The 26094-nt window shown below is 65.4% G+C and carries 29 protein-coding genes and 2 tRNA genes; 23 read left to right on the top strand and 8 right to left on the bottom strand.

The window, feature by feature from the left end; genetic code table 11:
• The first annotated feature begins 22 nt into the window (after positions 1-22).
• The 4 genes from VFE83_RS03210 to VFE83_RS03195 all read left to right on the top strand — a co-directional run bounded on the left by VFE83_RS03210 (position 23) and on the right by VFE83_RS03195 (position 3197).
• On the top strand, positions 23-205 hold the full coding sequence (locus VFE83_RS03210; RefSeq protein WP_324903438.1) for a hypothetical protein: 183 nt from the start codon (positions 23-25) through the stop codon (positions 203-205).
• On the top strand, positions 205-480 hold the full coding sequence (locus VFE83_RS03205; RefSeq protein WP_324903437.1) for a hypothetical protein: 276 nt from the start codon (positions 205-207) through the stop codon (positions 478-480). The genes VFE83_RS03210 and VFE83_RS03205 overlap by 1 nt, the downstream gene beginning before the upstream one ends.
• A complete protein-coding gene (locus tag VFE83_RS03200) occupies positions 477-2387 on the top strand; it encodes an AAA family ATPase (RefSeq protein ID WP_324903436.1) in 1911 nt (636 codons plus the stop codon). The genes VFE83_RS03205 and VFE83_RS03200 overlap by 4 nt, the downstream gene beginning before the upstream one ends.
• Positions 2388-2612: 225 nt before the next feature.
• Complete coding sequence (locus VFE83_RS03195) at positions 2613-3197, top strand: hypothetical protein (RefSeq protein WP_324903435.1); 585 nt, start codon at positions 2613-2615, stop codon at positions 3195-3197.
• Between the two features lie 56 nt (positions 3198-3253).
• On the opposite strand, the gene VFE83_RS03190 is transcribed toward VFE83_RS03195, so the two are convergent.
• Positions 3254-3418 (bottom strand): hypothetical protein, encoded by a 165-nt coding sequence (locus VFE83_RS03190; RefSeq protein WP_324903434.1) that lies wholly within the window; start codon positions 3416-3418, stop codon positions 3254-3256.
• A gap of 22 nt (positions 3419-3440) precedes the next feature.
• Between VFE83_RS03190 and VFE83_RS03185 the strand changes: the two genes are divergently transcribed.
• The 8 genes from VFE83_RS03185 to VFE83_RS03150 all read left to right on the top strand — a co-directional run bounded on the left by VFE83_RS03185 (position 3441) and on the right by VFE83_RS03150 (position 8764).
• A complete protein-coding gene (locus VFE83_RS03185) occupies positions 3441-3890 on the top strand; it encodes a DUF4236 domain-containing protein (protein WP_324903433.1) in 450 nt (149 codons plus the stop codon).
• A gap of 300 nt (positions 3891-4190) precedes the next feature.
• A complete protein-coding gene (locus tag VFE83_RS03180) occupies positions 4191-4370 on the top strand; it encodes a hypothetical protein (protein WP_324903432.1) in 180 nt (59 codons plus the stop codon).
• Positions 4371-4519: 149 nt separating this feature from the next.
• Complete coding sequence (locus tag VFE83_RS03175) at positions 4520-5545, top strand: hypothetical protein (RefSeq protein ID WP_324903431.1); 1026 nt, start codon at positions 4520-4522, stop codon at positions 5543-5545.
• 82 nt (positions 5546-5627) lie between these two features.
• Positions 5628-6077: a hypothetical protein gene (locus VFE83_RS03170; RefSeq protein WP_324903430.1), complete on the top strand. Its 450-nt coding sequence runs from the start codon at positions 5628-5630 to the stop codon at positions 6075-6077.
• Between the two features lie 11 nt (positions 6078-6088).
• A complete protein-coding gene (locus VFE83_RS03165; protein ID WP_324903429.1) occupies positions 6089-6700 on the top strand; it encodes a tail assembly protein in 612 nt (203 codons plus the stop codon).
• A 100-nt stretch (positions 6701-6800) separates the two neighbouring features.
• The gene (locus VFE83_RS03160; RefSeq protein ID WP_324903428.1) at positions 6801-7163 is read left to right on the top strand and encodes a hypothetical protein; all 363 of its coding nucleotides are present in this window, start codon (positions 6801-6803) and stop codon (positions 7161-7163) included.
• Complete coding sequence (locus tag VFE83_RS03155) at positions 7144-8508, top strand: phage terminase large subunit (RefSeq protein ID WP_324903427.1); 1365 nt, start codon at positions 7144-7146, stop codon at positions 8506-8508. Before VFE83_RS03160 ends, VFE83_RS03155 begins: the two co-directional genes overlap by 20 nt.
• A gap of 40 nt (positions 8509-8548) precedes the next feature.
• Complete coding sequence (locus VFE83_RS03150; RefSeq protein WP_324903426.1) at positions 8549-8764, top strand: hypothetical protein; 216 nt, start codon at positions 8549-8551, stop codon at positions 8762-8764.
• A gap of 66 nt (positions 8765-8830) precedes the next feature.
• On the opposite strand, the gene VFE83_RS03145 is transcribed toward VFE83_RS03150, so the two are convergent.
• The 4 genes from VFE83_RS03145 to ppsR form a co-directional block, all read right to left on the bottom strand.
• Positions 8831-8906: transfer RNA gene (locus tag VFE83_RS03145), tRNA-Glu, on the bottom strand.
• 42 nt (positions 8907-8948) lie between these two features.
• Positions 8949-9024: transfer RNA gene (locus VFE83_RS03140), tRNA-Ala, on the bottom strand.
• A 45-nt stretch (positions 9025-9069) separates the two neighbouring features.
• The gene (locus VFE83_RS03135) at positions 9070-9582 is read right to left on the bottom strand and encodes a DUF1249 domain-containing protein (RefSeq protein ID WP_414674681.1); all 513 of its coding nucleotides are present in this window, start codon (positions 9580-9582) and stop codon (positions 9070-9072) included.
• Between the two features lie 121 nt (positions 9583-9703).
• On the bottom strand, positions 9704-10525 hold the full coding sequence (ppsR, locus tag VFE83_RS03130; protein WP_324903424.1) for a posphoenolpyruvate synthetase regulatory kinase/phosphorylase PpsR: 822 nt from the start codon (positions 10523-10525) through the stop codon (positions 9704-9706).
• A 136-nt stretch (positions 10526-10661) separates the two neighbouring features.
• On the opposite strand from ppsR, the gene ppsA reads away from it, so the two are divergent.
• Positions 10662-13043: a phosphoenolpyruvate synthase gene (gene ppsA, locus VFE83_RS03125; protein WP_324903423.1), complete on the top strand. Its 2382-nt coding sequence runs from the start codon at positions 10662-10664 to the stop codon at positions 13041-13043.
• 129 nt (positions 13044-13172) lie between these two features.
• Positions 13173-14192: a mechanosensitive ion channel family protein gene (locus VFE83_RS03120; RefSeq protein WP_324903422.1), complete on the top strand. Its 1020-nt coding sequence runs from the start codon at positions 13173-13175 to the stop codon at positions 14190-14192.
• Positions 14193-14195: 3 nt separating this feature from the next.
• Here the strand turns inward: VFE83_RS03120 and orn are convergent, their stop codons facing one another.
• Entirely contained in the window at positions 14196-14771 is a 576-nt protein-coding gene (gene orn, locus VFE83_RS03115; protein WP_324903421.1) for an oligoribonuclease, read from the bottom strand.
• Between the two features lie 81 nt (positions 14772-14852).
• Between orn and VFE83_RS03110 the strand changes: the two genes are divergently transcribed.
• Complete coding sequence (locus VFE83_RS03110; protein WP_324903420.1) at positions 14853-15338, top strand: DUF2721 domain-containing protein; 486 nt, start codon at positions 14853-14855, stop codon at positions 15336-15338.
• Between the two features lie 47 nt (positions 15339-15385).
• Here VFE83_RS03110 and nosZ read toward each other — a convergent pair whose 3' ends face one another.
• Entirely contained in the window at positions 15386-17320 is a 1935-nt protein-coding gene (nosZ, locus tag VFE83_RS03105) for a TAT-dependent nitrous-oxide reductase (protein ID WP_324903419.1), read from the bottom strand.
• Between the two features lie 165 nt (positions 17321-17485).
• On the opposite strand from nosZ, the gene VFE83_RS03100 reads away from it, so the two are divergent.
• From VFE83_RS03100 to VFE83_RS03065, 8 genes are read left to right on the top strand one after another with little or no spacing between them, the layout of a single operon-like run.
• Positions 17486-17962: a c-type cytochrome gene (locus VFE83_RS03100; protein WP_324903418.1), complete on the top strand. Its 477-nt coding sequence runs from the start codon at positions 17486-17488 to the stop codon at positions 17960-17962.
• Between the two features lie 57 nt (positions 17963-18019).
• Positions 18020-20161: a 4Fe-4S binding protein gene (locus VFE83_RS03095; RefSeq protein ID WP_324903417.1), complete on the top strand. Its 2142-nt coding sequence runs from the start codon at positions 18020-18022 to the stop codon at positions 20159-20161.
• Complete coding sequence (locus VFE83_RS03090) at positions 20158-21447, top strand: nitrous oxide reductase family maturation protein NosD (protein ID WP_324903416.1); 1290 nt, start codon at positions 20158-20160, stop codon at positions 21445-21447. Before VFE83_RS03095 ends, VFE83_RS03090 begins: the two co-directional genes overlap by 4 nt.
• The gene (locus VFE83_RS03085) at positions 21444-22370 is read left to right on the top strand and encodes an ABC transporter ATP-binding protein (RefSeq protein WP_324903415.1); all 927 of its coding nucleotides are present in this window, start codon (positions 21444-21446) and stop codon (positions 22368-22370) included. Before VFE83_RS03090 ends, VFE83_RS03085 begins: the two co-directional genes overlap by 4 nt.
• Positions 22367-23236, top strand: a complete 870-nt coding sequence (locus VFE83_RS03080; protein ID WP_324903414.1) for an ABC transporter permease — start codon at positions 22367-22369, stop codon at positions 23234-23236. The genes VFE83_RS03085 and VFE83_RS03080 overlap by 4 nt, the downstream gene beginning before the upstream one ends.
• A gap of 29 nt (positions 23237-23265) precedes the next feature.
• Complete coding sequence (locus VFE83_RS03075; RefSeq protein ID WP_324903413.1) at positions 23266-23760, top strand: nitrous oxide reductase accessory protein NosL; 495 nt, start codon at positions 23266-23268, stop codon at positions 23758-23760.
• A 6-nt stretch (positions 23761-23766) separates the two neighbouring features.
• A complete protein-coding gene (locus VFE83_RS03070) occupies positions 23767-24390 on the top strand; it encodes a hypothetical protein (RefSeq protein ID WP_324903412.1) in 624 nt (207 codons plus the stop codon).
• Positions 24387-25484 carry an FAD:protein FMN transferase gene (locus VFE83_RS03065; RefSeq protein ID WP_324903411.1) on the top strand — a complete coding sequence of 366 codons (1098 nt, stop codon included), beginning with the start codon at positions 24387-24389 and terminating at the stop codon, positions 25482-25484. Before VFE83_RS03070 ends, VFE83_RS03065 begins: the two co-directional genes overlap by 4 nt.
• A gap of 6 nt (positions 25485-25490) precedes the next feature.
• Here VFE83_RS03065 and tadA read toward each other — a convergent pair whose 3' ends face one another.
• The gene (gene tadA / locus VFE83_RS03060) at positions 25491-25991 is read right to left on the bottom strand and encodes a tRNA adenosine(34) deaminase TadA (RefSeq protein ID WP_324903410.1); all 501 of its coding nucleotides are present in this window, start codon (positions 25989-25991) and stop codon (positions 25491-25493) included.
• Between the last annotated feature and the right edge of the window lie 103 nt (positions 25992-26094).

Here is a 26094-nt window from a genome sequence, read left to right as displayed (position 1 = left end):
CCCTCTACCGGAGCGTTTGGCAGTGACCGACGCGCTTCGCGATGAAGCCCAAGCGCGAATGATGGCGCAGACACCGCTCGGTCGTGCGCAACTCGAAGAATCACGCAACTACCTGCAACAGGTCCGCGACATCGAAGCCGCAAACGTCAAAACAATCGACGAGGCGCTGGCCATCCTGCGGGGCGTGTTGGGGGGCTGCCACTGATGGCCCGGCCCCAGAAGCGACAACGCCACCGGGTGCGAGCCGGCGGCGTTGGTAAGGCGCAGTCCCGGGCGGGACAGGTCGATCATACGCTGCGAACGCTGCTGATCAACTACCTGAGCCTGCCGACCGGTCACACCGTGATCATCAACGGCCTCGCCTACATGTCGGACGAAGCGGCGATGTACTCCCGCGCGATCGTAGAGCGCGAATCCCAGTTGCCGCCTGGCGCGCTGGAGGCAGCGCTGAACAGCCTCCTGCCGGAGGTGCGCGCGTGACTCCAGCCGATCTAGACGCGGCGCGCTCGTTCCTCACGGTCTTGGATGAGTCGACCGATGCCTTTTGCTTTCGCGCCATCTGGCCGGCACGCGATGGCACTCCGGCGAAGAACTTCACCGGAACCTTCGACCAGGTGTCGCGCCACCTCGTGCAGTACAACGCCAAGGGGTACGGCATCTACGTCGTTGTCAACGAAGGCGGGCATGACGGGGACAGCATCAGGCGCGTGCGCTCTGTTTATGCCGACAACGACATTGCTGGGCTTCCGCTGCAGGTGGCGTTTGACTGCGGACTGGAACCACACGTCGCGGTCGAGACCAGCCCCGGGAAATGGCACACCTATTGGCTCGTCGACGATCTTCCGCTCGACAAATTCTCTGCAGTACAGAGCGCGATCGCAGCGAAGCTGGGAACCGACACCAACGTTAGTGATCTGCCGCGCGTCATGCGCCTGCCGGGCTTCGACCACACGAAGGGCGAGCGCCACCGGGTGCGTATCGTGCACGAGTCTGGTGCACTGCCATACACCGCCGAGAAGATCCTGGCTGCATTCCCACCCGCGGCCATGCCTGCGTCCCAAGCGGCGCCTGCCTCGTCTGCAGCGGCCATCGCCGTTGATCCCGGGACGATCGCAGAGCTGCGAGCGGCGCTTGCCTCCATGCGTGCTGATGACCGCAAGCGCTGGATCGCGATGGGCTGTGCGCTGCGCGAGCTCGGCGACGTCGGTCGCGCCTTGTGGGTCGAATGGTCGCAGACCTCGGCCGAATGGCAGCCGTCGGACGCTATGACGTGGGACACACTCAAGCATGATCGCACCGGCTACCGTGCTGTGTTCGCGGCAGCGCAGGAAGGCGGATGGGTGAACCCGCTCAGCAACGCTGCCACGCTGCCTGTTGCGCGAAAACCCTCAGCCCAGGCGCCCGCCATCGCCAGCGCCGCAGACCTGCTCACGCGAGAGTTCGCGCCTGTCCAGTGGGGTGTGCATGGCATTCTCCCCGAGGGCGTCAGCATCCTTTCCGGCGACCCGAAAATTGGCAAGAGCTGGCTCTTGTATCAGGCAACGATCGCTGTCGCTGCCGGGCGCCCGCTGTGGCCGGGGCGCGGGCCTGAGCAACAGGGCGACGCTCTCATGCTCGCGCTCGAGGACAACGACCGCCGGCTACAGCGGCGCCTCAACAAGCTGCTGCCGCGATTCGTGCGGATTAGCGCCCGCGGTTTCGACCATGCCGACGTGACACGCCTCCACTACGCCACCGAGTGGCCCCGGGCCGAAGACGGCATTGCGCACCTCACCAAGTGGCTGCGCGACCATCCGGATTGCCGCCTGGTCGTCGTGGACACCGTCAGCGCGTTCCGCCAGAAGGACGTCTCGAAGCAGAAGAGCGCATATGCCGCTGACTACGAAGTAGGCGAAATGTTCAAGCCCCTCGCGCGCGAGTTCAGTTGCGCCATCGTCCTGGTAATGCACAACCGCAAGCAGAGCAGCAACGACGCGCTGCAGATGGTGTCAGGCACGCAGGGCATGACCGGCGGCGTCGACAACGTTCTTGTGATGCGTCGTGAGCGTGGGCAGCTGGACGCGGGCCTGTACGTGGACGGGCGCGACATCGAAGAGCCCCAGGAAATCGCCCTGCGCTTCGACGACGGCTTCTGGTCTAGCGATGGTCGCACTGTTTCAGACGCTCAGATGAGCAAGGAACGGCAGGCGGTTCTCGATGCCCTCCACAAGCTCGGCGGGAAGGCCAAGATCCGCGAAATCGCCGATTTGTTACCGCAGGGATACGGGGCGGTGCGCAAGCTGGTAACAACCATGGTGCGCTCCGGCCAGCTGAAAAACGAAGGCGGAACCTACTCCCCCCTCACTGCTGGTAACAGTGGTAACGAAGTAACAGCGGAGGCGGCGTAACAGGATGGGTAGTCAGCCTGTTACCGCTGTTACGCGCGTGGGAAGAGCGGCGGGGCTGGAGCTCTGCTCAGCCGTGTGGCGCCCACCCTAAAAAAGCCTGCCCAGCACAGTCGCCACCGGCACACGGTAGCGAATACCGAGCAATAGCAAGGCCCGCACCATGTTTTCCGGACTTTCTCCGAAGAATCAGCCCATTTCGGGCCCAAAACCATGAGGCAAATCCCCATGACCAATCCTTCTCCCGAAGCCCTCCAGGTTGAGATCGACGCCCTGCGCACGCAGAACGCTGAACTCCTGGCCGAGGCGAAGGCCGCCAAGCGCCAGCTGCGCGATCAGGCCGAGCAGGTTCAGGCACTCACCACAGAGCGCGACCAAGCCCTCACCCAGGTGCGCGAGCTCGCCGTCGGCCAGCCGGTGCGGCAGATGCTGGAACGCATCAGCGTGGCCCCAGACGTCCTCCAGGTCATGCTCGACAAGCACGGCTACCAGTTCGCGCACGAGGACGGCCGCATCGTTGTCCGCGACAAGGACGGGGGCATACCGAAGATCTGGGAGCGCGGCAGCGGTGGCAAGGGCGAGCCTCGCGAGGTGGTGTTCACCGAGGCGGATCTGACGACCATGCTGTGTGAGGCCTGGGCCGAACCGAGCAATCGCAGCCCCACCGCGAATGAGTTCGGCCACCTCATCAAGGCGCCGAACTCCTTGGCGACGGGAGGCGGCGCCGGTTTCCCGTGGCGCAGCGGCAGTTCGTCACGCCCGCGTCAGAATCCGCCGGCGGCACCGGCGCCGAGCGGCCTTGGGCTTCGCTGATGGGTGCAGGGGGCGGAGCTATCTCCGCCCCTGTCCCTTAGGAGGGGACCGGCTTCTTAACCGTTGTCGTCGCGCTCAAGCAACTTTTCGAGGATCGCGCGGTAGATCTCGTCGCTGCGGTCCTGGATGAATTGCAGGTCGACCTTCAGATTGATGGACGGGTTTGCCAGCACACCGGCAGCCAGCTGCGCGGCAATAAGTTCGGCCTTTTCGCGAATCATCTCACCACTCCCCGCCGCCATCATGACGGCGCCAATCGAAAGCTACACCCGCGCCTCGGGCTGCGCACGAGATTGCGGCGCGCGGGACCGCGCCATACTCTCCGCCTCAAGGGAATGGGGAAATGCCATGGGATTTCGTTTTCAACGGCGCATCAATCTGGGTGGCGGTTGGGGGCTAAACACGAGTGGGTCGGGCGCATCGCTGAGCGCGCGTGGCAAGCACGGCTCGATTGGAACCAAGGGCTTCAGCTTGCGCAGCGGCATCCCCGGCCTGAGCTACCGCCAGGGCTGGGGTAAGAACTCAGGCGCGATCGTTGCAATCGTCGCCCTCGCCTTCATGGCCGTCGCCATCGTGGTACAGGTGTTGCTCGTCGTCCTGCCCCTGCTGTGGCAGTGCGTACTCTGGCTGGCGCTCACGACCTACGACCTCTGCGTGTATGGCGTCCGGAAGGTGCGGGGCTTACCAACATGAAAAAGGCGGCCCCCGAAGGGGCCGCGAAGTATCACAGCCAGTCCCCCCAGATCTTTAGTCCCGCCGCGATCACGTCGAGGGCCGATTTCACCAAGGGCAACCAGCGTTGCAAGTGCTTCCTAAGGTCCTTCATTTACATCTCCAGGCCCGAGGGCCGAATACCGGCTTCCTGCCGGCACCCGCAGGATATGTCGAGTTGTCGCACGAGGTGGGATTTGATATTTGCACCCTGGGTCATGCCTCCACGCCCCTCCGGGGCTGGGTAGGCTCACGTTTCCAACCACCGCAAGGAAGGCAAGAATGAGTAAGAGCGCAGAAGAACAGGCGACCGAGATCCTGGTCGCGGTGCTGTCGACCGAGAAGGGCCTGCAGTACATCGGTGAGAGTGGTCCTGAAAACCTGGGCGTGGGCCTATCGACTGTGTGGACTAAGGTCTACGAGACAATCCTCGATCGACGTATCCACCCCAAGCGGTCTTGACTCCCCGCTCAGAGCTGTAATCCTGAGCACAAGTAGAGCATCGCCTGGTGGGTGGTGCCCTACTCCGCCAACGCCCTGGTGGGGCATCGCAACCGGCTGGTGGCCGCAAGCGAACGTGAATCCATCCGTTCTCTTTCGGAGTTCCACCCATGGCTGTCACCCAGATCGCGGACGTCGTCGTCCCCGCCGAATTCACCTCGTACGTCGTGCAGAACACGATGGAACGAACCGCCCTCTTCCAGTCCGGTGTCGCCGTTCGCAACGGCGAGATCGAGGCCCAGCTATCCGCCGGCGCAGACATGTTCACCGTTCCGCACTGGAACGACCTGGGCAACGAAGAGGCAAACATCGTCAACGACAACCCCGCTGACGAGTCCACGCCCTACAAGATCAACGCCGGCAAGCAGATCGTCCGCAAGAGCTTCCTGCACAACAGCTGGTCGGCGATGAACCTCGCCAGCGAGCTGTCGGGCGACAACGCCCTGCCTCGAATCCAGGAGCGCGTGACCGCCTACTGGGATCGCCAGATGCAGCGCCGTCTCGTGGCGAGCCTCAACGGCATCCTGGCGGACAACATCGCCAACGACGGCGGCGACATGGTGCGCAGCATCGCGGCCGCCACGGTCGGCGCCATCACCGCGAACACGCGCTTCAACGCCACGGGCGTGATCGAGGCAGCCGGCACTCTCGGCGATGCGATGCGCGATCTGGTCGCGATCGCGATGCACAGCGACACGTACGAGCACGCGCTCAAGAACGACCTGATCGAGACGGTTCAGCAGTCGGACGGCGGTTTCATCCAGACGTTCCGCGGCCTGGCCGTCATCGTCGACGACGGCATGCCGTTCACGCCGGCTGCCGGGCCCGACGCCGCGGACGCTGCCGCCGTGTACACCACGGTCCTGTTCGGCCGCGGCGCCGTCGGCTACGGCGTCACGGCTCCGCGCGTCGCCAAGGGCACGCAGATCGAGGACAAGCCGAGCGCCGGCAACGGCGGTGGTCAGCAGATCCTCCACAGCCGCGTGAACCTCGCCATCCACCCGGCAGGCTTCCGCTGGCTCGAGGGCTCGGTGGCGCTGGAGAGTCCGTCTATCGCCGAACTCGCTCTCGCGACCAACTGGACGCGCGAGTTCGAGCGTAAGGCGATCCCGCTGGCGTTCCTGCGCCACAACTGAGCCATGGGGTGGAGCGTGCGAGGACCTTTACCTTGACATGGTAGGGGTCACTCACGGCTCGCACGCTTCACCCCAACTTCCCATGGCTGACACCTTCGCCCTCGATATCGCAGCGTTCGCCCGAAAGGCAAAGGCCGCTCAGGATCACGTCGTTCGCAAGATCGCGACGGACCTTCTCACCCGCATCGTCCTGCGCACGCCGGTCGGCAATCCGTCGCTGTGGAAGGGCAAGCCTCCGGCCGGGTACGTCGGCGGCCGTGCTCGCGCGAACTGGAACGTAAGTCTGGGGCGGCCAGATCACATGGTCACCGCGATCACCGACAAGAACGGCCAGACCACGATTTATCGCGCGATGGCGCCGCTGGCGGCGTGGAAGGCTGACGACGCGATCTACATCACCAACAGCCTGCCCTACATCCGCACCCTCGAGTATGAGGGGCACTCCAAACAAGCACCGGCAGGCATGGTGCGAATCTCCGTGGCGGAGTTTCAGACCTTCGTCGACGACGCAGTCCGATCGATCCCGAAGTGAGGACGACACTGATGAACGAAAAGCTTCGAACCATCCGCCTGTACGGCACCTTGGGCGCCAAGTTCGGGCGCGAATATCGCTTGGCTGTCGGAAGCGTTGCTGAAGCCGTGCACGCACTCAGCACGCAACTCCCCGGGTTCAAGCGGTTCCTGATGGAATCGAAAGATCGAGGGATGGCGTTCGCGGTTTTCCACGGCCGCCAGAACCTTCGGGAAGATCAGCTGCTCGACCCTCCTGGCAACGATGCGATCCGCATCGCTCCGGTTCTCGCCGGCGCCAAGCGCGGAGGCGTGTTCCAGGTGATCCTCGGCGCGGCGCTCATCATTGCGGCTGGCTTCTTCACCGGCGGTGCTGGCTGGTCCCTCGCCATCGGCGCAGGCGGCATGGCAGGCGTGACCGCGGGTATTGGCCTGTCGCTCGTGGTTGGCGGCATCACACAGATGCTTGCCCCGAACCCACGGGGCCTTGGTGCGAAGGACAGCCCCTCGAATCAGCCGAGTTACATCTTCAACGGCCCCGTGAATACGCAGGCCCAAGGTAATCCGGTCCCAGTAGCCTACGGGCAATGCTGGGCCGGATCCGCAGTCATTTCGGCGGGCATCTATGCGGAGGACGAGCAGTGACGTTGCGAAGCCGCCTGCCTTATCGCGGCAGGGCCCGCTGATGGCTCGACACCACCGCGTCGCGGTGACAAACAAGCCTCCCCGAAAGGCGGAAGAGAACGTGAAGCGCTGGGCGGCCGAAGGCACCTCGCGCAAGGTCATCGCGCGACGGCTGGGTGTTTCGCTGGAGACCTTCAACACGTGGCTAGTGCGTCACGAAGAGCTGCAAGCAGCGCTAGACGAAGGCATCGAAGAGGAGCACCAAGCCCTACTCGCGAGCCTGCGCAAGCACATGGCCTCCAGCCCGACTCCGGCAATCTTCCTGCTCAAGACGCGCCATGGCTATCGCGAGGGCGACCAGACGAGCGTGACCAACAAGGTGAGCTTCACCTTCAACATCCCCGGCGCCCTCACGCCGGAGCAGTACCAGCAGAAGTACGGCGTTCGCCAGGTGATCGAACACGATGCAAAGCCCGACGATTGAGCTCAGTGAGTTTCAGACCAGAGCAATGGAAGTGCCTGAGTCGTGCGACCTCTTCCTCGGCGGCGGGCGCGGCGGCGGCAAGTCGTACCTGATGGCACTCATGATTGTGCGACACGTTGAGCAGTACGGCGAGCGCGCGCGTGTGTTGTTCGTGCGCAAGAGCTACCGCGGCATCGCAGATTTTGAGCTAGTGTGCCGCGAGGTGTTCGGGAAGATCTACGGAACGGGTGCACGCTACAACGGCGGCGAGCACGTCTGGCGCTTCCCGAATGGGGCCTACCTTGAGCTCGGCCAGATCGAGACGTTCGCCGACTACGACAAATACCAGGGCCGCAGCTTCACCATGCTCATGGCGGACGAGGCGGGCCAGTATGCGGACCCTGCTCTCCTCGACATGCTGCGCTCCAACCTTCGCGGCCCTAAGGACATGCCCATTCGCTGCGTCGTAGCGGCGAACCCGGGCGGCGTGGGACATCACTGGCTGTCCAAGCGCTACGTGTTCCGCGCTGAGCCATGGGCACCCTTTTACGAGGACAAGAGCGAGCGCACTTGGGTGTACGCGCCATCGACGTTCTCAGGCAACACGTTCATCGACCAGCGCGAGTACACCAAGCAGCTGCGCGCGGCATGCCCGGAAGACCCAGAGCTCCTGCGTGCGTGGGTGGAGGGGGACTGGACCGTCAACCGCGGCGCGTACTTCGCTGGTTGCCTGGATGAGAAGCGAAACGCAGTGGAGAACTGGGATGCGATCCCAGAGGGCTGGCGGACCTATCTGGCGCACGACTTCGGCAGCGCGGCGCCGAGCGCGACGTACGTCTTCGCCATCTCACCCGGCGAAGAGATCGGCGGGCGCTTCTACCCCCGCGACAGTGCTGTTCTGGTTGATGAGCTCGCCACGTGCAAGAAGGACAACCTCAATTCCGGATTGGGCTGGACGGTGCCCGACCTGGCAGGCCAGATCAAGGCGATGTGCGCGCGGTGGAAGGTCCCGCCCCGTGGCGTTGCCGACGACGCTTGCTTCGCGCGGAGTGGGCACAGTACCGGCTCGATCGCTGACGAGTTCCGGGAGTTCGGCGTGTTCTTCGAGCCGGCGCGCAAGGCCGATCGCATCACGGGCTGGAATCGCATGCGCAAGCTCTTATCCCAGGCAGGAATGCCGGATCGCCCGGGGCTCTACATCGCCCGGCGTTGCCGCTACTTCTGGGAGACCGTGCCGACGCTGGCGCGCGACGATCGCAAGATAGAAGACCTAGACAGCGATGGCCCGGACCACGGCGCGGATGCGGTGCGCTATGGCGTGCTCCGCATGGATCGGCGCGTGTCGATCGAGCCCTTGAGGCTGTGAGCGTGATAGAACCACCGCTTCATCAACCAGGACGACAGCAATGGATGCAGTGACCGCCAATACCTATCAGGTCAGGCTCGATGAAGAAACTCGCGGCACGGTGCTTGAGTTGCCGATCCTGATTCATCACGGAGGCGCGCCATCGACGAGCCGAACCGTGTGGCTCTTGGTCGAGCCGGTAGTCGAGGAGCTAACCATGCGCGCTGACGGCAGGGTGGAACGCTCGTCTGGGCAGGTGCTTGCCCTAGACGAATAAACTCCGGAACCCCTCCGGAAAAACACTTAGGGCCCGGTTTCCCGAGCCCTAAGTGCTTGATCTATTTGGCGTCCCCACGGGGATTCGAACCCCGGTCGCTACCGTGAAAGGGTAATGTCCTAGGCCTCTAGACGATGGGGACAAAACTGGTTGGAACTCTTCAGCCAACCCCGGTTGTACGAGGTGGTGGAGCCAGCCGGGATCGAACCGGCGACCTCTTGCATGCCATGCAAGCGCTCTCCCAGCTGAGCTATGGCCCCACGTGCTGGAAAGACGAAAATTCTAGCGGGCGTTCAGCGATGTCGTCAAGCGTTCGCTGCCAGATTTTTTTCGTCGTATCCGCCGGCAGCAGGGCCGGCTTCAACGGGGCGTAATGTTGCCACAGCGTGTCCCCGCTCCGCTAGATACTCGAGCCACTTCCCCAGAAACGTATTCATGCGGGTGCGGTGGTCGACCACTTCCGCCGGCGGCGGGTACATGCCGATGGCGTCCTGCCAGCGTCGCCCGACATAGCAGTGCGTGACTTCCAGCTGCCGGGCGTCGTGGTAGAGCCGCAGGTAGGCGGATGGATCGGGTTCGCCAGTGAGCGGATCGCGCATCGCATAGGTGAGGCGCAGTTCGGTCGTGTACGGGTGACGCTCGATGACGTCCAGCCGTACGTCCAGGCCATCGCCGACGCTGGAGTGATAGGTGCCCACCGCCAGTCCCTGCGGGGCGAACAGGCGGGACAGGCGGGAGTGGTTTTCCGCGTAGAGACCCATCAGCCAGCCGAAACGGCTGAGCCTGGGAATGCGTGCGGAGCGCGTGGCGAGGGACATCGACATGGGTCGATCCTACACGCCGCAACCGCCCTGCGGCAGCGTTGACGCATTGCCGCAGCAGGCCTACGGTAAGAGTTCCCTGGGCAGGGTTTTTCAGGGGTTTTCCTGAACCCGCCGTTCAGAACATCTCGCGCTGCAACCCCAACGTCGTCAGCACCTTGCTCGAGATCTCCTCGATCGAGGTATGGGTCGTGCTCAGCGTCGGAATGCGTTCCGCCCGGAACATCGCCTCGGCCGCCGCCACCTCGCGCTTGCAGGTGTCCAGCTGCGCATAGCGCGAGTTCGGCCGGCGCTCCTGGCGGATCTGCTGCAAACGGACCGGATCGATGGTCAGCCCGAACAGCTTGTTGCGGTATGGCCGCAGCCGTGGCGGAAGCCGGTCGTGTTCCAGGTCTTCCTCGGTCAATGGATAGTTCGCGGCGCGCACGCCGTAATGCAGCGCGAGATACACGCAGGTCGGCGTCTTGCCCGCGCGCGACACCGCGACCAGCACCACGTCCGCATCGTGGTAATCGACGCTCTGTCCATCGTCGTGGGTCAACGCGAAATTCATCGCGTTGATGCGACGGTGATACGTCTCGAAATCCACCATGCCGTGCGCAAGCCCGATGCGGCGCTCGCGCGTCTGCTCCAGCTCCCGTTCCAGCGGCTCGATGAACGGCGCGAAAACATCCAGCATCAACGCCCCGCTCTCGGCCAGCGCCGCGCTCACGTCTGCGTCCATGCACGAGTTGATGACCACCGGCCGCACGCCATGAGCCTCGGCGGCGCCGCGAATCTTCTCGGCCACTTCACGGGCGCGCTCGACACTGTCCACGAATGGAATCCGGTCGGTGACGAACTGCACGTCGGTGAACTGGGTCAGCAGACTGTGGCCAATGGTCTCCGCCGTGATACCGGTACCATCGGACACATAGAACACCGGACGTACACCAGCCATCGCGACACCTCGCTGCAGAAAACGCGTCAGGATACGAAAAACCCCGTCGAATCAAGCTTGTATGCGTTCGACGCAGCGGCGATCATATCCGCTTCAACGCGCCCCGCATGCGCCCGCCCCTTCGGAGATTGCCCGCTTGAACGAGAACATCCTCTGGCTGCACGCGCTTCGCCTGACCGACCTGGCCCGCGTCGGCGGCAAGAATTCCTCGCTCGGCGAGATGATCGGCAACCTCTCCGGACTGGGCGTTTCCGTGCCCGGCGGCTTCGCGACCACGGCCGAGGCATTCAAGGATTTCATCGCGCACAACAACCTGCACCAGCGCATCTACGACAAGCTGGCCTCGCTCGATGTCGAGGACGTGCAGGCGCTCACGGCAGCCGGTGGCGAAATCCGCGGCTGGGTCATCGATGCTCCGCTGCAGCCGCAGCTGGATGCCGACATCCGCACCGCCTACAAGCAGCTGTGCGAGGAGAACGGCGGTGGTGATGTCGCCGTTGCCGTGCGTTCCTCCGCCACTGCAGAGGATCTGCCGGATGCCTCGTTTGCCGGCCAGCAGGAGACCTTCCTCAACGTCACCGGTGCCGACGACGTCGTGCACAAGGTCAAGGAAGTCTTCGCCTCGTTGTACAACGACCGCGCCATCGCCTATCGCGTGCACCACGGCTTCAAGCACGAGGACGTGTTCCTGTCGGCGGGCGTGCAGCTGATGGTGCGCTCGAACGTCGGCTCGTCGGGCGTGCTGTTCACGCTGGACACCGAGTCGGGTTTCCGCGACGTCGTCTTCATCACGTCGAGCTACGGTCTGGGCGAGATGGTCGTGCAGGGTGCGGTGAACCCGGACGAGTTCTACGTCTACAAGCCCACGTTGCAGCAGGGCAAGCAGGCGATCCTGCGTCGCGGGCTCGGGGCCAAGCAGCAGCGCATGGTGTATTCCGACAAGCCGGGTGAGCGCGTGCGCATCGAGGAGACGCCGGCTGAATTGCGCAACGCGTTCTCCATCAGCGACGAAGACGTGCAGGAACTGGCCAAGCAGGCGCTGGTCATCGAGAAGCACTACGGTCGCCCGATGGACATCGAGTGGGCGAAGGACGGCGTCAGTGGCAAGCTCTTCATCGTGCAGGCCCGTCCGGAAACGGTGAAGTCGCGTGGCCACGCCACCCAGCTCGAGCGCTACCAGCTGAGCAAGCGCGGCGAGGTGGTGTGCGAAGGTCGCGCCATCGGCCAGAAGATCGGCACCGGCGTGGCGCGCGTGGTGCGCTCGCTGGCCGACATGAACCGCGTGCAGCCGGGCGACGTGCTGGTCGCCGACATGACGGACCCTGACTGGGAACCGGTGATGAAGCGTTCGGCGGCCATCGTGACCAACCGCGGGGGCCGTACCTGCCACGCGGCGATCATCGCGCGCGAACTCGGCGTGCCGGCCGTCGTCGGCACCGGCAACGCGCTGGATTCGATCCAGGACGGCCAGGAAGTCACCGTCAGTTGCGCCGAGGGCGACACCGGCTACATCTACAAGGGCGCCCTCCCCTTCGAGCGCAACGTCGCCGACCTCGGCAAGATGCCGGAGGCCCCGCTCAAGGTGATGATGAATGTCGCCAACCCGGAGCGCGCATTCGACTTCGCCATGCTGCCCAATGCCGGCGTGGGCCTGGCCCGCCTGGAGATGATCATCGCGAGCCACATCGGCGTTCATCCCAAGGCACTGTTGGAATACAGTGCGCAGGACGCCGCGACCAAGAAGAAGATCGACGAGAAGATGGCTGGCTACAGCAGCCCGGTCGACTTCTACGTGGATCGCCTGGCCGAAGGCATCGCTACGATCACGGCGTCATTCGCGCCGCATCCGGTCATCGTGCGCCTGTCGGACTTCAAGTCCAACGAATACGCCAACCTGATTGGCGGCTCGCGCTACGAGCCGCATGAAGAGAACCCGATGATCGGCTTCCGCGGCGCCAGCCGCTACGTCGATCCGAGCTTCACCGAAGCCTTCGCGCTGGAATGCCGTGCCGTGCTGAAGGTGCGCGAGCAGATGGGCCTGACCAACTGCTGGGTGATGATCCCGTTCGTGCGCACGCTGGAGGAAGGCCGCAAGGTCGTAGAGGTGCTGCGCGCCAACGGCCTGGAACAGGGCAAGGGCGGCCTCAAGATCATCATGATGTGCGAGGTGCCTTCGAACGCGCTGCTCGCGGACGAGTTCCTCGACATCTTCGATGGCTTCTCGATCGGCTCCAACGACCTTACCCAGCTCACGCTGGGCCTGGACCGCGACTCGGGCATCGTCGCGCAGCTGTTCGACGAGCGCGACCCGGCCGTCAAGAAGCTGCTGTCGCTGGCGATCAAGGCCGCGCGCGCCAAGGGCAAGTACGTCGGCATCTGCGGACAGGGTCCCAGCGATCACCCGGACCTGGCCGAGTGGCTGATGGAACAGGGCATCGAGTCGGTTTCGCTAAACCCCGATACCGTAGTCGACACGTGGCTTCGCCTGGCCAAGGCGAAGTCGAAGGCCGCGGCATGACGCATTTGGGCTGTTGAACCATCGCCTCACACTGACGCCCCGCTTATGCGGGGCGTCGTATTTTGCGAAGCTTGAATCTCTGGATCACACGAGGAGGCCGTTTTGCCTGCCGATCCGAAATCCCGGGCCATGTTGCAGGACACGTTGCCGAGTCTGACCAGGGAGCTCGCGCCTGCGCAGCATTTCAGCACCATGACCGCCGAGCAGTTCTGGGCGTGGGCGATGGACGTGGGCATCAAGATCGGCGGCGCCCTGCTGGTCTTCTACATCGGCCATCACATCGCCAAGTGGATCGTGCGGGTGGTCGGGCGCGCACTGACGCGTGCACACGTCGAGACTACGTCGCTGCAGTTCATCAGCCGCGTGATCTACATCGCGCTGCTGATCGTGCTGCTGCTGGCGATCCTGCAGGGATTCTTCGGGCTCGCGCCCACCTCGTTCATCGCCATCCTCGGCGCGGCCGGCCTGGCGATCGGCCTGGCGCTGAAGGACTCGCTGTCCAATGTGGCCTCCGGCGTGATGCTGGTCACGCTGAAGCCGTTCCGTGTCGGCGACGTGGTGCAGATCGGCGGCAGCAGCGGCACGGTGGAGGCGGTGAGCATCTTCCAGACGCGCCTGCGCGGTCCGGACAACCAGACCATCGTCCTGCCCAACAACCTCATCACCACCGCGCCGATCATCAACCTCACGCCCGACACACGGCGGCGCATCGAGCTGATCATCGGTATCGGGTACGAGGACGACATCGACGCCGCCCGCCAAGCCATCATGACCATCATGCGGGCGGACAAGCGCATCTTCGACGAGCCTGCACCGGACGTGGTGGTGTACGAACTGGCGGACATCGCGGTGCGGCTGGGCGTGCGTTGCCACGTGAGCAACGCGGACCACTTCGCCACCAAGTGCGATTTGAACGAGCGGATCAAGAAGGCATTCGACGTCGCCGGCATCAGCATCCAGCAGGCCCAGCGCGACATCCGCGCGCAGCGGCGGATCACGGAGGCGGCGAATCAGACGGCCTCCACGGGCGATCAGGCGAAGACGCCGGATCAGCCATCGACGTCGCCGGAGCAGACACAGCAGACGCAGTCGTTGTCCCCTGAGCAGACCCAGCCATCGGGCGAGCGCAGCCCGCCCGAGCCGCGCTGAGACTCAGACGCCCGGCAGCCCGCCCAGCCGGCCCATCGCCAGACGGTAGTGGCGCAATTCGGCGATGGAATCGCGCACGTCGCTCAGAGCGGTGTGCCGCGCTTCCTTGTTGACGCCGGCCAGTACGTCAGGAGCCCAGCGGCGCGCCAGTTCCTTGATGGTGCTGACGTCGAGGTTGCGGTAGTGGAAGTGCCGCTCAAGCCGTGGCATCAGGCGGTGCAGGAATCGGCGATCCTGGCAGATCGAGTTGCCGCACATCGGCGACTTCCCCGCCGGCACCCACTGGCCCAGAAAGTCGAGCGTCGCCGCCTCCGCCTCCGCCAGGCTGACCTGGCTTTCGAGCACGCGCTGCCACAGGCCGGACCGGCCGTGCTGGTTGCGGTTCCATTCGTCCATGGCCTCCAGCCGCGACAACGGATGCGAGATGGCCAGCTCCGGCCCCTCGGCGAGCACGTTGAGCTGCTTGTCGGTCACCACGGTCGCGATTTCCAGGATGGAATCGCGCCCCGTATCGAGCCCGGTCATCTCCAGGTCGATCCAGATCAGATGCTCGTCGTTCGTCGTGGTGACAGCCGCCATGTGCTCGCACTGAAGTGAGGTCGGGCGCATGATACAGGCCGGCCCGTCCGGCGGGCCTCGCACAGTGCTCACGGAACCCGCATGCCCTCGCCCGTCGCGATCGACCCGAACCACTACGCCGTCGTCTCCGCCATGATCACGCCGGCGTTCTTCCTGACTGCCGCCAGTTCACTGCTGATCTCCTCCAACAACCGCCTGGCCCGCGTGGTGGACCGCATGCGCGCGGAGATCGAGGTGCTGCGCGGCACCGAACAGGGCCCGGCGCGGGTATCGCTGGAAGCGCGCATCGCCATCCACCGGCGGCGTTCGTACCTGGTGCTGGCCTCGGTGCGCATGCTGTACGGCGCGATCACGGCCTTCGTCGGCACCAGCATGGGCATCGCGGTGGACGCGTTCTTCGGCTACCGGCTGGACCTGCTGCCCACCGGCCTGGCGGTGGTCGGCGTGCTGCTGATGCTGACCGCTTCGTTGTGCCTGGGCCACGAAGCCAAGCTGGGTCTGCGCATGCTCGACAAGGAACTGGACGAGCAACTCGCCAAGGACCGGCTCGACCTTCGGAACGACTGACGACGCAACGGCGAAGGGTCTAGCGACCCTTCGCCGTTGCGGGTTGCTTACGCGGTGACGATCATGCGCGAACGCATTTCCAGGTGGAGCGCGTGGCAGAAGTGCGTGCAGTAGCACCAGAACACGCCCGGCTTGTCGGCCACGAAGGTGACCGATTTGGTCTCCTGCGGATTGACGATGAAGTTGACGTTGTACTTCGGGATGCCGAAGCCGTGCGTCAGGTCCTCCACCTTGTCCAGGTTGGTCAGCGTCAGCGTCACGATGTCGCCCTTGTGCACCGTGAACTCGCGCATCGAGAACGCCGGCGCCTGCGACGTCATGCGGACGTGCACCTTGTTGCCGTTGCGCTCGATGCCCGGCTCCGTCACCGCGTTGGGGAAGTCGTCGAGCTTGTACACCTGCCGCGTCTTGACCGCATCGGCGCGGATAATGATCGCGTCGTGTGGCTCCGGATACGCGGTGTGATCGTGCACCAGCACCATCCTGTCGCCGGAAATGTCGATCAGCTGCTCGGTCTCCACGTGCAGCGGCCCGACGGGCAGGAAGCGGTCCTTCGAGAACTTGTTGCCCGAGTTGAAGTACTTGCCGTCCGGATTTCTGGTCTCGCCCATTGAGGTGTAGCCGTGACCCGGCTGGTAATGCACGTCGATGGAATCCACCACTACCTTGGCGTTCTTGTCGCCCTTGAACTGAGCGATGGCGGCGTCGACGTTCCACTTCACGATCTTGCTGTCCAGGAACAGCGTCGTGTACGCATTGCCCCGACCGTCGAAGCCAGTATGCAGCGGTCCCAGGCCCAGGTTGGGCTCGGCGACGACGGCTTCGCGCGGCGTCTTCAGCTCGCCGGCAAACCACTTCTCCACCAGCGACAGGTCGATTACCGAACAGGTCGGCGACAGCTTGCCCGAGCAGACGAAGTACTTGCCGTCCGGACTGGCATTCACGCCGTGCGGATTCTTGGGGATCGGCACGTAGCAGGTCAGCGCGGTCTTCGGATCCGCGTTGGCGGCCTTGCGGCCATCGACCACCGGCACGGCGGAATCGCCGATGCGGAACGTCTTGCCTGCGGCGATCGCCGCCTCGATGCGGGCGACGTCGAAGAACACGCAGGCGTCGTGTTCGGCGGACATCATGTCCTCGTAGCGGACGCCACCCTCCGTGTTGTACTGATTGGACGCGGCGTACTTGCCGTCGTACGACGTGGCCACCAGGTCCATGTTGCCGTCGATCCGGCACTGCCAGCGCACCTCCATGGTCTCGGCGTCCAGGCAGGTGAACAGGCAGCCGTACTTCTCCGGCGAATCCATGTCGCGGCCGTCGTTGGGCAGCGGCAGGTGGAACTCCGCGCCGGCGAACACGCGCGTGGTGCGGTTGACGTCCTGCTTGACCGGATCGCGCTTGTCCGGGAACAGGCCGTGCTGGCCCTGCACGTTGGGAATTTCGGTGATCCGGTCGACCTCGAACGTATCGCCACGGATGCGTGCGACGCGGCTGTGCAGCTTGTCGTTGACCCAGAAGTACTTGCCGTCGTAGGTGCCGTCCTCGTACGACCCGTGCACGTGGTGCGTGTCGCCGGTCCAGTACTTCAGTTCGCCATTGGGCCGGGTGCCGATGATCGCCCTGGACTCGTTGGTGATACCCCAGCCGACCATCGGATCGATGTTGAACACCGGCACCCGCTTGAGGGTGCGCCCCGACGGACAGCCGTAGACGCGGACCTCGCCCGAATGCCCGCCTGACGACACGATGTAGTAGTCGTCCAGCTTGCCCGGTGGAACCTCGTAGTTGCCGTGCGATGCACCGGCCGCGGTCGCGCCTGACGCGCTGCCGCCCGCCTTCCCTGCCCCCTGCTCCTTCGGCGCACAACCCGTGAGCCCAAGGCCAAGCCCCGCGGTGGCCATACCGGCCAGCGCGGTCGTTTCCAGGAATTTCCTTCGCCCCAGATTGCGCGTGCTATCCGGGTTCCCCTTCTGTGTGGTCACAAACTTTCCTCCGCATGAGCGTCCATTGATGGCGCGCGCATCTTCGATCCGTGTCATTGCTCATGGCATTGATCCACGTCAATGCGCAGATGTCTTGCCGATCGATAACGTGCGCGGCCAACGCCGCCCATGCGGCACGCCATCCCTGTCGAGGAACGAATCCCCATGTTGCGCATCCGGCCGCTTCGCGCGTCTCCGCTCATCCTTGCCCTGGTCCTGGCCGCATGCGGCGGCGAACCAGCAACGACCAAGCAGGAAACCAAGTCTCCGGAAGCCGCGGCCGCCGCGTCGGTCGCTGCCGATCCCGTTGTATCGTCCGAACCTGTTCCAGAGCCGACCTCGCCCTCCACGGCGGCGGCGTCGACCGAGATGGCGACACAGGAAGGCGACGACGCCGGCGAGCAGACCTATCAGAAGACCTGCGCGATGTGCCACGGCTCGCCGGCAATGGGCGCGCCGGTGGCCGGCAACAAGGACGACTGGAGGGAACGCATCGCGCAGGGCAAGGAAACGCTGTACAAGCACGCGCTGGAAGGTTTCACCGGCGCGAAGGGCATGATGCCCGCGCGCGGCGGCAATCCGTCGCTGGACGATGCCAGCGTGAAGGCTGCGGTCGACCACATGATCGCCAAGTCGCAATAGCGCATGCAGCGCACGCGGCAGCCAGCAGGTCTGCGCTGCGGCTCACTGCCACAGGCCATGACACGTTACTTCCTGATCAAGCTTCTCGCCGCCATCGCGCTGTGGATGATGGCCATGGTGGCGCACGCCGGTGCGTACGAGAGCGAGCTTCCGGCCGGGTTGTTCACGCAACCGGACTTATGCCGGCACACCTCGTGCGAAAGTGTGCTGCCGCAGGCGACCCGCTTCTCGTTGCGAGAGGGGAGCCCCTCCTTCGTGCGCGGCTTCCGTGACGTTGACGGCCGCGAGGAACTGGTGGGGTACGTCTTCCTCAGCACCGACGCCACGCCGGAGATCGTCGGCTATTCCGGAAAGCCGATCGTCACGCTGGTCGGCATGGATGCGCAGGGTCGCATCAGCGGCGCGCGCATCCTCAAGCACAGCGAGCCGATCCTGCTGGCCGGCATTCCCGAAAGCGAGCTGTCGCGATACATCGCCCAGTACACCGGCACGCTGCCCGGTGCCCGCTACGAACTGGGCAAGGCCGAAGGCGAACACATCGCGATGGAGGCGGTCAGCGGCGCCACGGTCACCGTCATCGCCGAGAACCAGGCGATCAGTCGCGGAAGCTACGCAGTGGCGAGACAGGTCGGGCTGGTGAAGGCGGTTGCGCGGCCACAGGCGCGCTTCACCAGCGACACGACGCTGCGCGACTGGGCGACGCTGACGAAGGAAGGCAGCGTCCGCCGGCTCATCGTGAGCGCGGAACAGGCCGGTGGCCCTTCCTCCCATCGGCCGTTCATCGATCTCTGGTTCGGCTATCTCAACGCACCGGCCATAGGTATCAGCATCCTGGGCGAGGCCGGTTATCGACGCCTGATGGCCGACCTGTCGCCCGGCGAGCACGCGATCTTCGTGATCGGCGAAGGCACCAGTTCTTTCAAGGGCTCGGCCTTCGTGCGAGGCGGCATCTACGACCGCATCCAGGTGTCGCAGGACGTCGACATCTACAGCTTCCGCGACACCGACTACCTCAACCTCTACGGTGTGCAGGCCCCCGGCGCACCGGCGTACCACGAGTCCGGCATCTTCATTCTGCGAGACCCGTCGTTCTCCGCAGCCTATCCGTGGAAGCTCACTTTCCTGGCGAACCGCAGCCAGATCGGCAGCCAGACCGAATACGCGAACTTCGACGCAGACTATTGGCTGCCGGCGCGCCATCTGGAAGGCGGCCGTCCACGACTGGAGACGACAGCACCCTCCTGGACGCAGGCGTGGACGAACAAGCGCTGGGAAATCGCGGGCTTCGTTGCGCTGCTGCTGTTCACCGCGGCGTTCTACGCAATGCACCGACGCTGGGCCGCCCGCTCGCGTCGCACCGACAAGCGCTGGATCCTGTGGCCGCACATAGGGGTGTGGCTGGTCGCCGTGGTGTTCGTCGGCTTCTGGCAGCTGGCGCAGCCGTCCGTGGTGCAGCTGCTTACGCTGCTGCACGCGTTGATCGACGGCTGGCGCTGGGACCTGTTCCTGAGCGATCCGCTGATCTTCCTGTTCTGGATCTTCATCGCTGTCACCATTGTGCTGTGGGGCCGCGGCGTGTTCTGCGGCTGGCTGTGCCCGTACGGGTCGCTCTCGGAGTTGCTGTACAAGTTCGCCGGCCGCATCGGGCTGAAGCGCTGGCAGTTCCGCGTGCCCGCGCGATGGCACCACCGCCTGCGCTGGTCGAAGTACGTTGTGCTGGCCGTATTGGTCGGCGCTTCGTTCCACTCCATGGCATTGGCCGAACACCTGGCCGAGATCGAGCCGTTCAAGAGTACGTTCCTCGTGCACGTGTGGACGCGCAGCTGGCCGTTCATCGCGTTCTGGACGCTGCTGATGGTGGCCGCCATGTTCACCGAACGGCCGTTCTGCAAGTACCTCTGCCCGCTCGGAGCGGCACTCGCGATCCCTTCGCGGTGGCGCGTCTTCGGGTTGTGGCGCAAGGCCGAATGCACCACGTGCAAGGCCTGCGCGGCCGGATGCGGATCGCAGGCGATCGACGACAAGGGCCGCATCGACCCTAGCGAATGCATGCAGTGCCTGGACTGCATGGTGCTGTACTACGACGACCACGCCTGCCCGCCACTCGCATCGGAGCGCAAGCGCCGCGCGAAAGCGGGCTTGCCGCTCACGCCGGTCGGCCGCGATGGACATTTCATCCCGCTGAGGTTGACCGAATGATCCGGCGCCTCGCGACGGCCGCGATGCTTCTGGCTGGCACGGCGGGCTTGTCCGCCGCCGAGGCGGCCACATGGCGTATCCGGCCCGGGGACAGCATCGAAGCAGCCATCGCCCGGGCATCGTCCGGCGACACGCTGCAGATCGATGCCGGCCGCTACGTCGGCAACCTGCGGATCGACAAGCCGCTCACCCTCGTCGGCCGCGGTTCCGTCCGCGTCAGCGCGGATGGCCGCGGCGACGTGATCCGTATCGCCGCGCCCGACGTGCGGATCGAGAACCTGATCGTGCGCGACAGCGGCGACGACCTCGGTGCGCAGAACGCGGGCATCTACATCCAGCCGGGCTCGCATCGCACGGTGATCCGCGCATGCGTGTTTGCCAACGTGCTGTTCGGCCTGTGGGTCGAGAAGTCCGACGACGTGCGGGTGGACGGCAATCTGGTGACCGGCATGCGCCACAAGCTGTCGTCCCAGCGCGGCAACGGCATCCAGGTCTACAACAGCCAGCGCGCGCAGATCCTGCGCAACCGGATCAGCTTCACGCGCGACGGCATCTACGTGGATGTCTCGCACGACGCGCGGTTCGTCGGCAACGTGATGCACCACGTCCGCTACGGGTCCCACTACATGAACTCGTACCGCAACGTGTGGCAGGGCAACGACAGCCACGACAACCTCGGCGGGCTGGCGCTGATGGAAGTGCGCGAGATCCAGGTACTGGGCAACCGGACGTGGAACAACGCCGACCACGGCATCATGCTGCGCACGCTGCAGGACTCGACGATCGCCGGAAACGTCAGCGTGGGCAACGGCCGCGGATTCTTCGTGTACGACGCCGAGTACAACGAGCTGCGCGACAACCTCATTGCGGGCAATCGCGTCGGCCTGCACCTGTGGGCGGGCTCCTACAACAACGAAGTCGACGGCAACGACTTCATCCACAACGGCGAACAGGTGCGCTACGTGGCCTCGCGCGATGTGCGGTGGGGCCAGCGCGAGGGCAACTACTGGAGCAACTACCTGGGCTGGGACCAGGACGGCAACGGGCGCGGGGATACCGTGTACGAGGCCAACGACATGGTCGACCGCCTGCTCACCCGCTACCCGTTCGTCAAACTGCTCGACAGCAGCCCCGTCATGCAGTCGTTGAAGGTGGTCGCCCGGCAGTTCCCCGTGCTGCGGGTGGCGACCATCGTCGATCCGGCACCCGCAATGAAGCCGCATCACGCGGACTGGCCGCAATGGCTGGCCAGGGTCCGCAACGACCAGGGGAACTCGCCGCCATGAGCGCCGCGGTGATCGAAGTCGACCACGTCAGCATGCATTACGGGCCGGTACGGGCCGTCGAGGACGTGAGTTTCGAGGTGAAGCCGGGGCAAGTGTTCGGCCTGACCGGCCATAACGGAGCCGGCAAGAGCACCCTGTTCAAGCTGATGCTGGGGCTGTTGCGCCCGACGCGCGGCGCCATCCGCATCCGCGGCGAGAGCATCGAGCGGGGTAGCCCGCGTTCGGTGCGGCGGGGCATCGGTTACCTGCCCGAGAACCTGGCCCTGTACGAGAACCTCAGCGGGCTCGAGACGCTGCAGTTCTTCGCGCGGATAAAGTCTGCCGATGCCGGCGAAAGCGCGGCACTGCTCGATCGCGTCGGCCTGGCGGATGCAGCCGGCCGCAAGGTGCGCGAGTACTCCAAGGGAATGCGGCAGCGGCTCGGCTTCGCCCAGGCGCTTCTCCGTCGCCCTTCCCTGCTGCTGCTCGACGAGCCGACCAATGGACTCGATCCGGTCGCCACACGCACGTTCTACGACACCCTGCGCGTGCTTCGCGACGAGGGCGTGAGCGTGGTGATCAGCTCGCACCTGCTTTCGGAGATCGAACCGCGCGTCGATGCGCTGGCCATCATGGCCAATGGGCGCCTGCTCGCGACGGGCTCGGTGGCGGACCTGGGACAACGCGCGCGGCTGCCTACATGCGTCCGGGTCAACGCGCGCGAAGGCAGGCTGCTCCATGCGGGGAACGTGATCGCCGAAGCCGGCTTCACCCCTGTCGTGCCGCAGGGCGAGCAGCTTTCCTTCGACGTTCCGGCCGATCGCAAGTTGGCGCTCCTGACCATTCTTTCCTCGCTGGGCGACGCGATCACCGGCTTCGACATCAGCGAGCCGACGCTGGAAGACGTGTTCTTGCGGCTATCCCGATCCGGGGCCGACGCATGAGCAGCCAGCTTGAATCCCCCGGCGCGCTGCGCCTGAAACTGCACGGCGACGGATCGTCCTGGCGTCCGCTCCTCGCGGTCGCCTGCAAGGAATTCCGCGATCGTCTGCGCAATCGCTGGGTAATGGCGGTGGCCGTGGTGCTGGCGGTGTTCGCGCTGCTCATCGCCTATGTCGGCGGCGCGCAGAGCGGCGAAGTCGGCTTCCGCGGTGTGGGCGTGACGATCGCCAGCCTGGCGAGCCTGGCGATTTACCTGGTGCCACTGATTGCGTTGCTGCTGGGATTCGATGCGATCGTCGGCGAACGCGAACGCGGCACGCTGGGCCTGCTGCTGTCGATGCCGATCTCGCGCGTGGAGCTGCTGCTTGGCAAGTACTGCGGCCTGGCCGCAGCCCTGAGCGTGGCGACCGTCGTCGGCTTCGGGGCGGCGCTGGTGCCGTTGGCCCGGCACATCGATGCGGAAGGCCTCGGGCAATACGCGGCCTTCGTCGGCAGCGCGGTGCTGCTGGGCCTGGCCTTCCTCAGCCTGGCTGTCCTCGTCTCCGTGATTTCACGCGAGCGTGCGCGGGCCACCGGCGGCGCCATCGCGATCTGGTTCTTCTTCGTGCTGATGTTCGATCTCGCGCTGCTGGGTGCGCTCGTCGCTTCGGCCGGCCGCAACGCGTCCGGCTGGGCGCCCTATGCCCTGCTGCTGAATCCGGCGGACGTGTTCCGCGTGCTCAACGTGTTCGGCATGGACGCAGCGCGCAGCGCCTACGGGCTCGAAACCCTGATGGCCGACCACTGGAACAACCCCGTCCTGCTGTGCGGCGTGATGCTGCTGTGGATCGTCATGCCGCTGGGCATTGCACTCTGGAGATTCCGCTGATGTCACTTCCGAATTCCCCACTCAGACGCTTGGCAGCCATCGCCGTTGTCGCGCTCGTTCTCTCGGCATGTGCCGAGCCAGCGCACGTCGAGAAGACGGCCACAGAGCTCAAGGGCGACGAGATCTGCGAACTCGATGGCATGACGCTGTCCGACTTCCCTGGGCCCAAGGGTCAGATCCGCTACGCGGACGGCAAGACGATCTACTTCTGCGACACGGTTGAGCTGCTGTCGCAGGTGGTCGCGCCGGAACAGGTCCACGCGATCGCCGGCGCATACACGCAGGACATGGCCAAGACCGACTGGGAACAGCCCAAAGGGCAGTGGATCCGGGTGCAGGACGCGTTCTATGTCGAAGGATCGCGTCGCGTCGGCAGCATGGGGCCGACGCTGGCGAGCTTCGCCAGCCGGGTCGATGCCGACACCTTTGCCCGCGAACACGGCGGCGAGGTATTGCGCTTTTCGGAGATCACGCCGGAGAAGGTGCAACTGGACGGCGGCATGAACCACGACCACGGGATGTGATCTGCGATGGACACCTTCTTCTCCGGACTCGATCCCGAGGTCGCGCTGGAACTGGCCGAATTGTCGCGGCGCGCCTTCGACCTGCGCGAACAGCGGAAGCAGATCCTGCGCGAAACAGGTTTCGAGGAAGCGGCGGACCTGCTCGAAGCCGTCCGTAGTGAGCGGGTCGATGTCCGCGCGGGCTACGACGTGTGGCTGACGCTCGCGCTGCTGCAGGAGCAGCACGAGAGCATCCGCGTCTGGATCGACTGGCGTTGCCGCGGCGGCCCGGACAACGAACCCGGGATTGCGTCGTGGACGCAGACCCTTGCGGAACAGCCGCTGCCCGAGCCCTACGGCTCCGCCATCACCGCGCATTCGGACGGCCTGTCCGCCGAGCTGGGTGGTGTGCCGGTCCTGGCGCGCATCCTCGCGCCGGACGCATGGTCGGTCGAGTGGACGGCAGAGGACCGCCGCTGGCGCCTGGACACGGCACCTGCGCGGCCTGAAGACATCACCACGACTGCATGTCTACGGCGGCCGGATGGCTCGGTCGTGGCGGATCCCTGGCGACTGGGTTCCGAAGCGACGCGCCTGCACACGCTGCATCGTCTGCTCGAACACATCGCGGCCGACTCCGAACCGCGATGAGACGGTACCAGCGCACGCATCCGACCGGGCTGGCGCGCCTGCTCGCGGTGCTGTTGCTGGTCGCCGTCATCGCCTCGGCGATGACTTGGATGCGTCCGGTCGGGACAGTCGAGGCGGAATACCTGGTGTTCGGCACCAGAGCCCGCATCGTGATCCGCACACGCGATCGCGAGCGAGCCGAATCGGCGCTGGCAAGCATCGGCGCCCTGCTCGCCCGCGACCACCGCACCTGGCATGCGTGGGAGCCGAGCGAGCTCACCCGACTGAACGACGCGCTCGCAAAAGGCCGGAGCTACGCAGTTCCGCCGGACCTGCTGGAGATGATCCGCGCCGCCCAGCGTGGCCATGCGCTCAGCGAGGGATTGTTCAATCCGGCCGCGGGAAAGCTCATCGGCACTTGGGGTTTCCACACCAGCGACTACCCTGCCCCTGGCCGGGCCCCTTCCAGCAGGCAGGTGCGATATCTGGTCGCACGCGCCCCTTCGATGGACGATATCCGGATCGACGCCGAGGGCAAGGTCAGCAGCGGCAACGCTGCCGCCCAGCTCGATCTCAATGCGCTGGCCGAAGGCTACGCCGCGCAGCAGGTGCGCGACCTGCTGCAGTCGCGCGGAATGGACGATGCCCTGGTCTACATCGGCGGCTTCGTGCTCGCGCGTGGCCAGGATGCCGGCCAGCCATGGCGCGTGGGCGTGCGCGGCCCGGAGGGGTTGCTGGGTTCGGTTGAGATGCGCGACGGTGAAGCGCTCTCGTCTTCCGGCGACTACCTGCGCCGGCGATCCGATGCGCAGGGCGGGCATATCGTGAATCCACGCAACGGGCGACCCCAACGCGTCAGCGCGGCGACGACGGTGCTGTCGGACGATCCCGTGCTGGCCGACATGGCCGCCACGACGTTGATGGTGGCCGGACCCGAGGGTTTCGACCGGCTGGCCGCTCGCATGGGCCTGGGCTGCGCGCTGCTGGTGGCTACCGACGGCCGCCTGCACATCACCCGCGCGATGCTCACGCGCCTTGCGGAGATTCCGGCACGCATGCCGCGCGTGGTGCATGCCGGCGCCCCCTCCTCGTGTGGAGATCGCCCGGCCGACTGAATCAGGTCAGCTGGGCTTGCCGCGCTTTCGCCGGAAGTACGCAGTCAACCGCGAGCCGGCCTCGTCGCCGAACACCCCGCCCTGCACCTGCACGCGATGGTTGTGGCGCGGATCGGCCAGCAGGTCGAACACGCTGCCGGCCGCACCGGTCTTCGGATCGAAGGCGCCGAACACCACACGTGCCACGCGCGCGTGCACCATCGCCATGGCGCACATCGCGCACGGCTCCAGCGTCACGTACAGCGTCGAACCGAGCAGGCGATGGTTGCCCAGGCGCCGGCCGGCCTCGCGCATGGCCACGATTTCGGCGTGCGCGCTTGGGTCGCGCTCGGTGATGTTGCGGTTCCAGCCTTCGCCCAGCACCTCGCCGTCGGCCGACACCAGCACCGCGCCGACCGGGATCTCGTCGTCCTCGCGCTCGGCTCGGTCGGCCAGCGCCAGGGCATGGCGCATCCATCGCTGGTCGTCGTCGGTGAAATCCAGGGCGCTCGTGATTTGCTGAACCATCGGGAAAGCATGCCCGAGCCCACCGCATCACGTCACGCCGCAGCGGCCCGAGGCGGCCCGGAGCGCGTATCCGGCCCCATTCCATCAGTCGAGTCGCGGACGG

The organism is Lysobacter sp. (assembly GCF_035655815.1).
GTDB lineage: Bacteria > Pseudomonadota > Gammaproteobacteria > Xanthomonadales > Xanthomonadaceae > Lysobacter_J.
The sequence above is the reverse complement of the archived record's forward strand: the minus strand, read 5'-3'. Positions and strand labels throughout refer to the sequence as shown.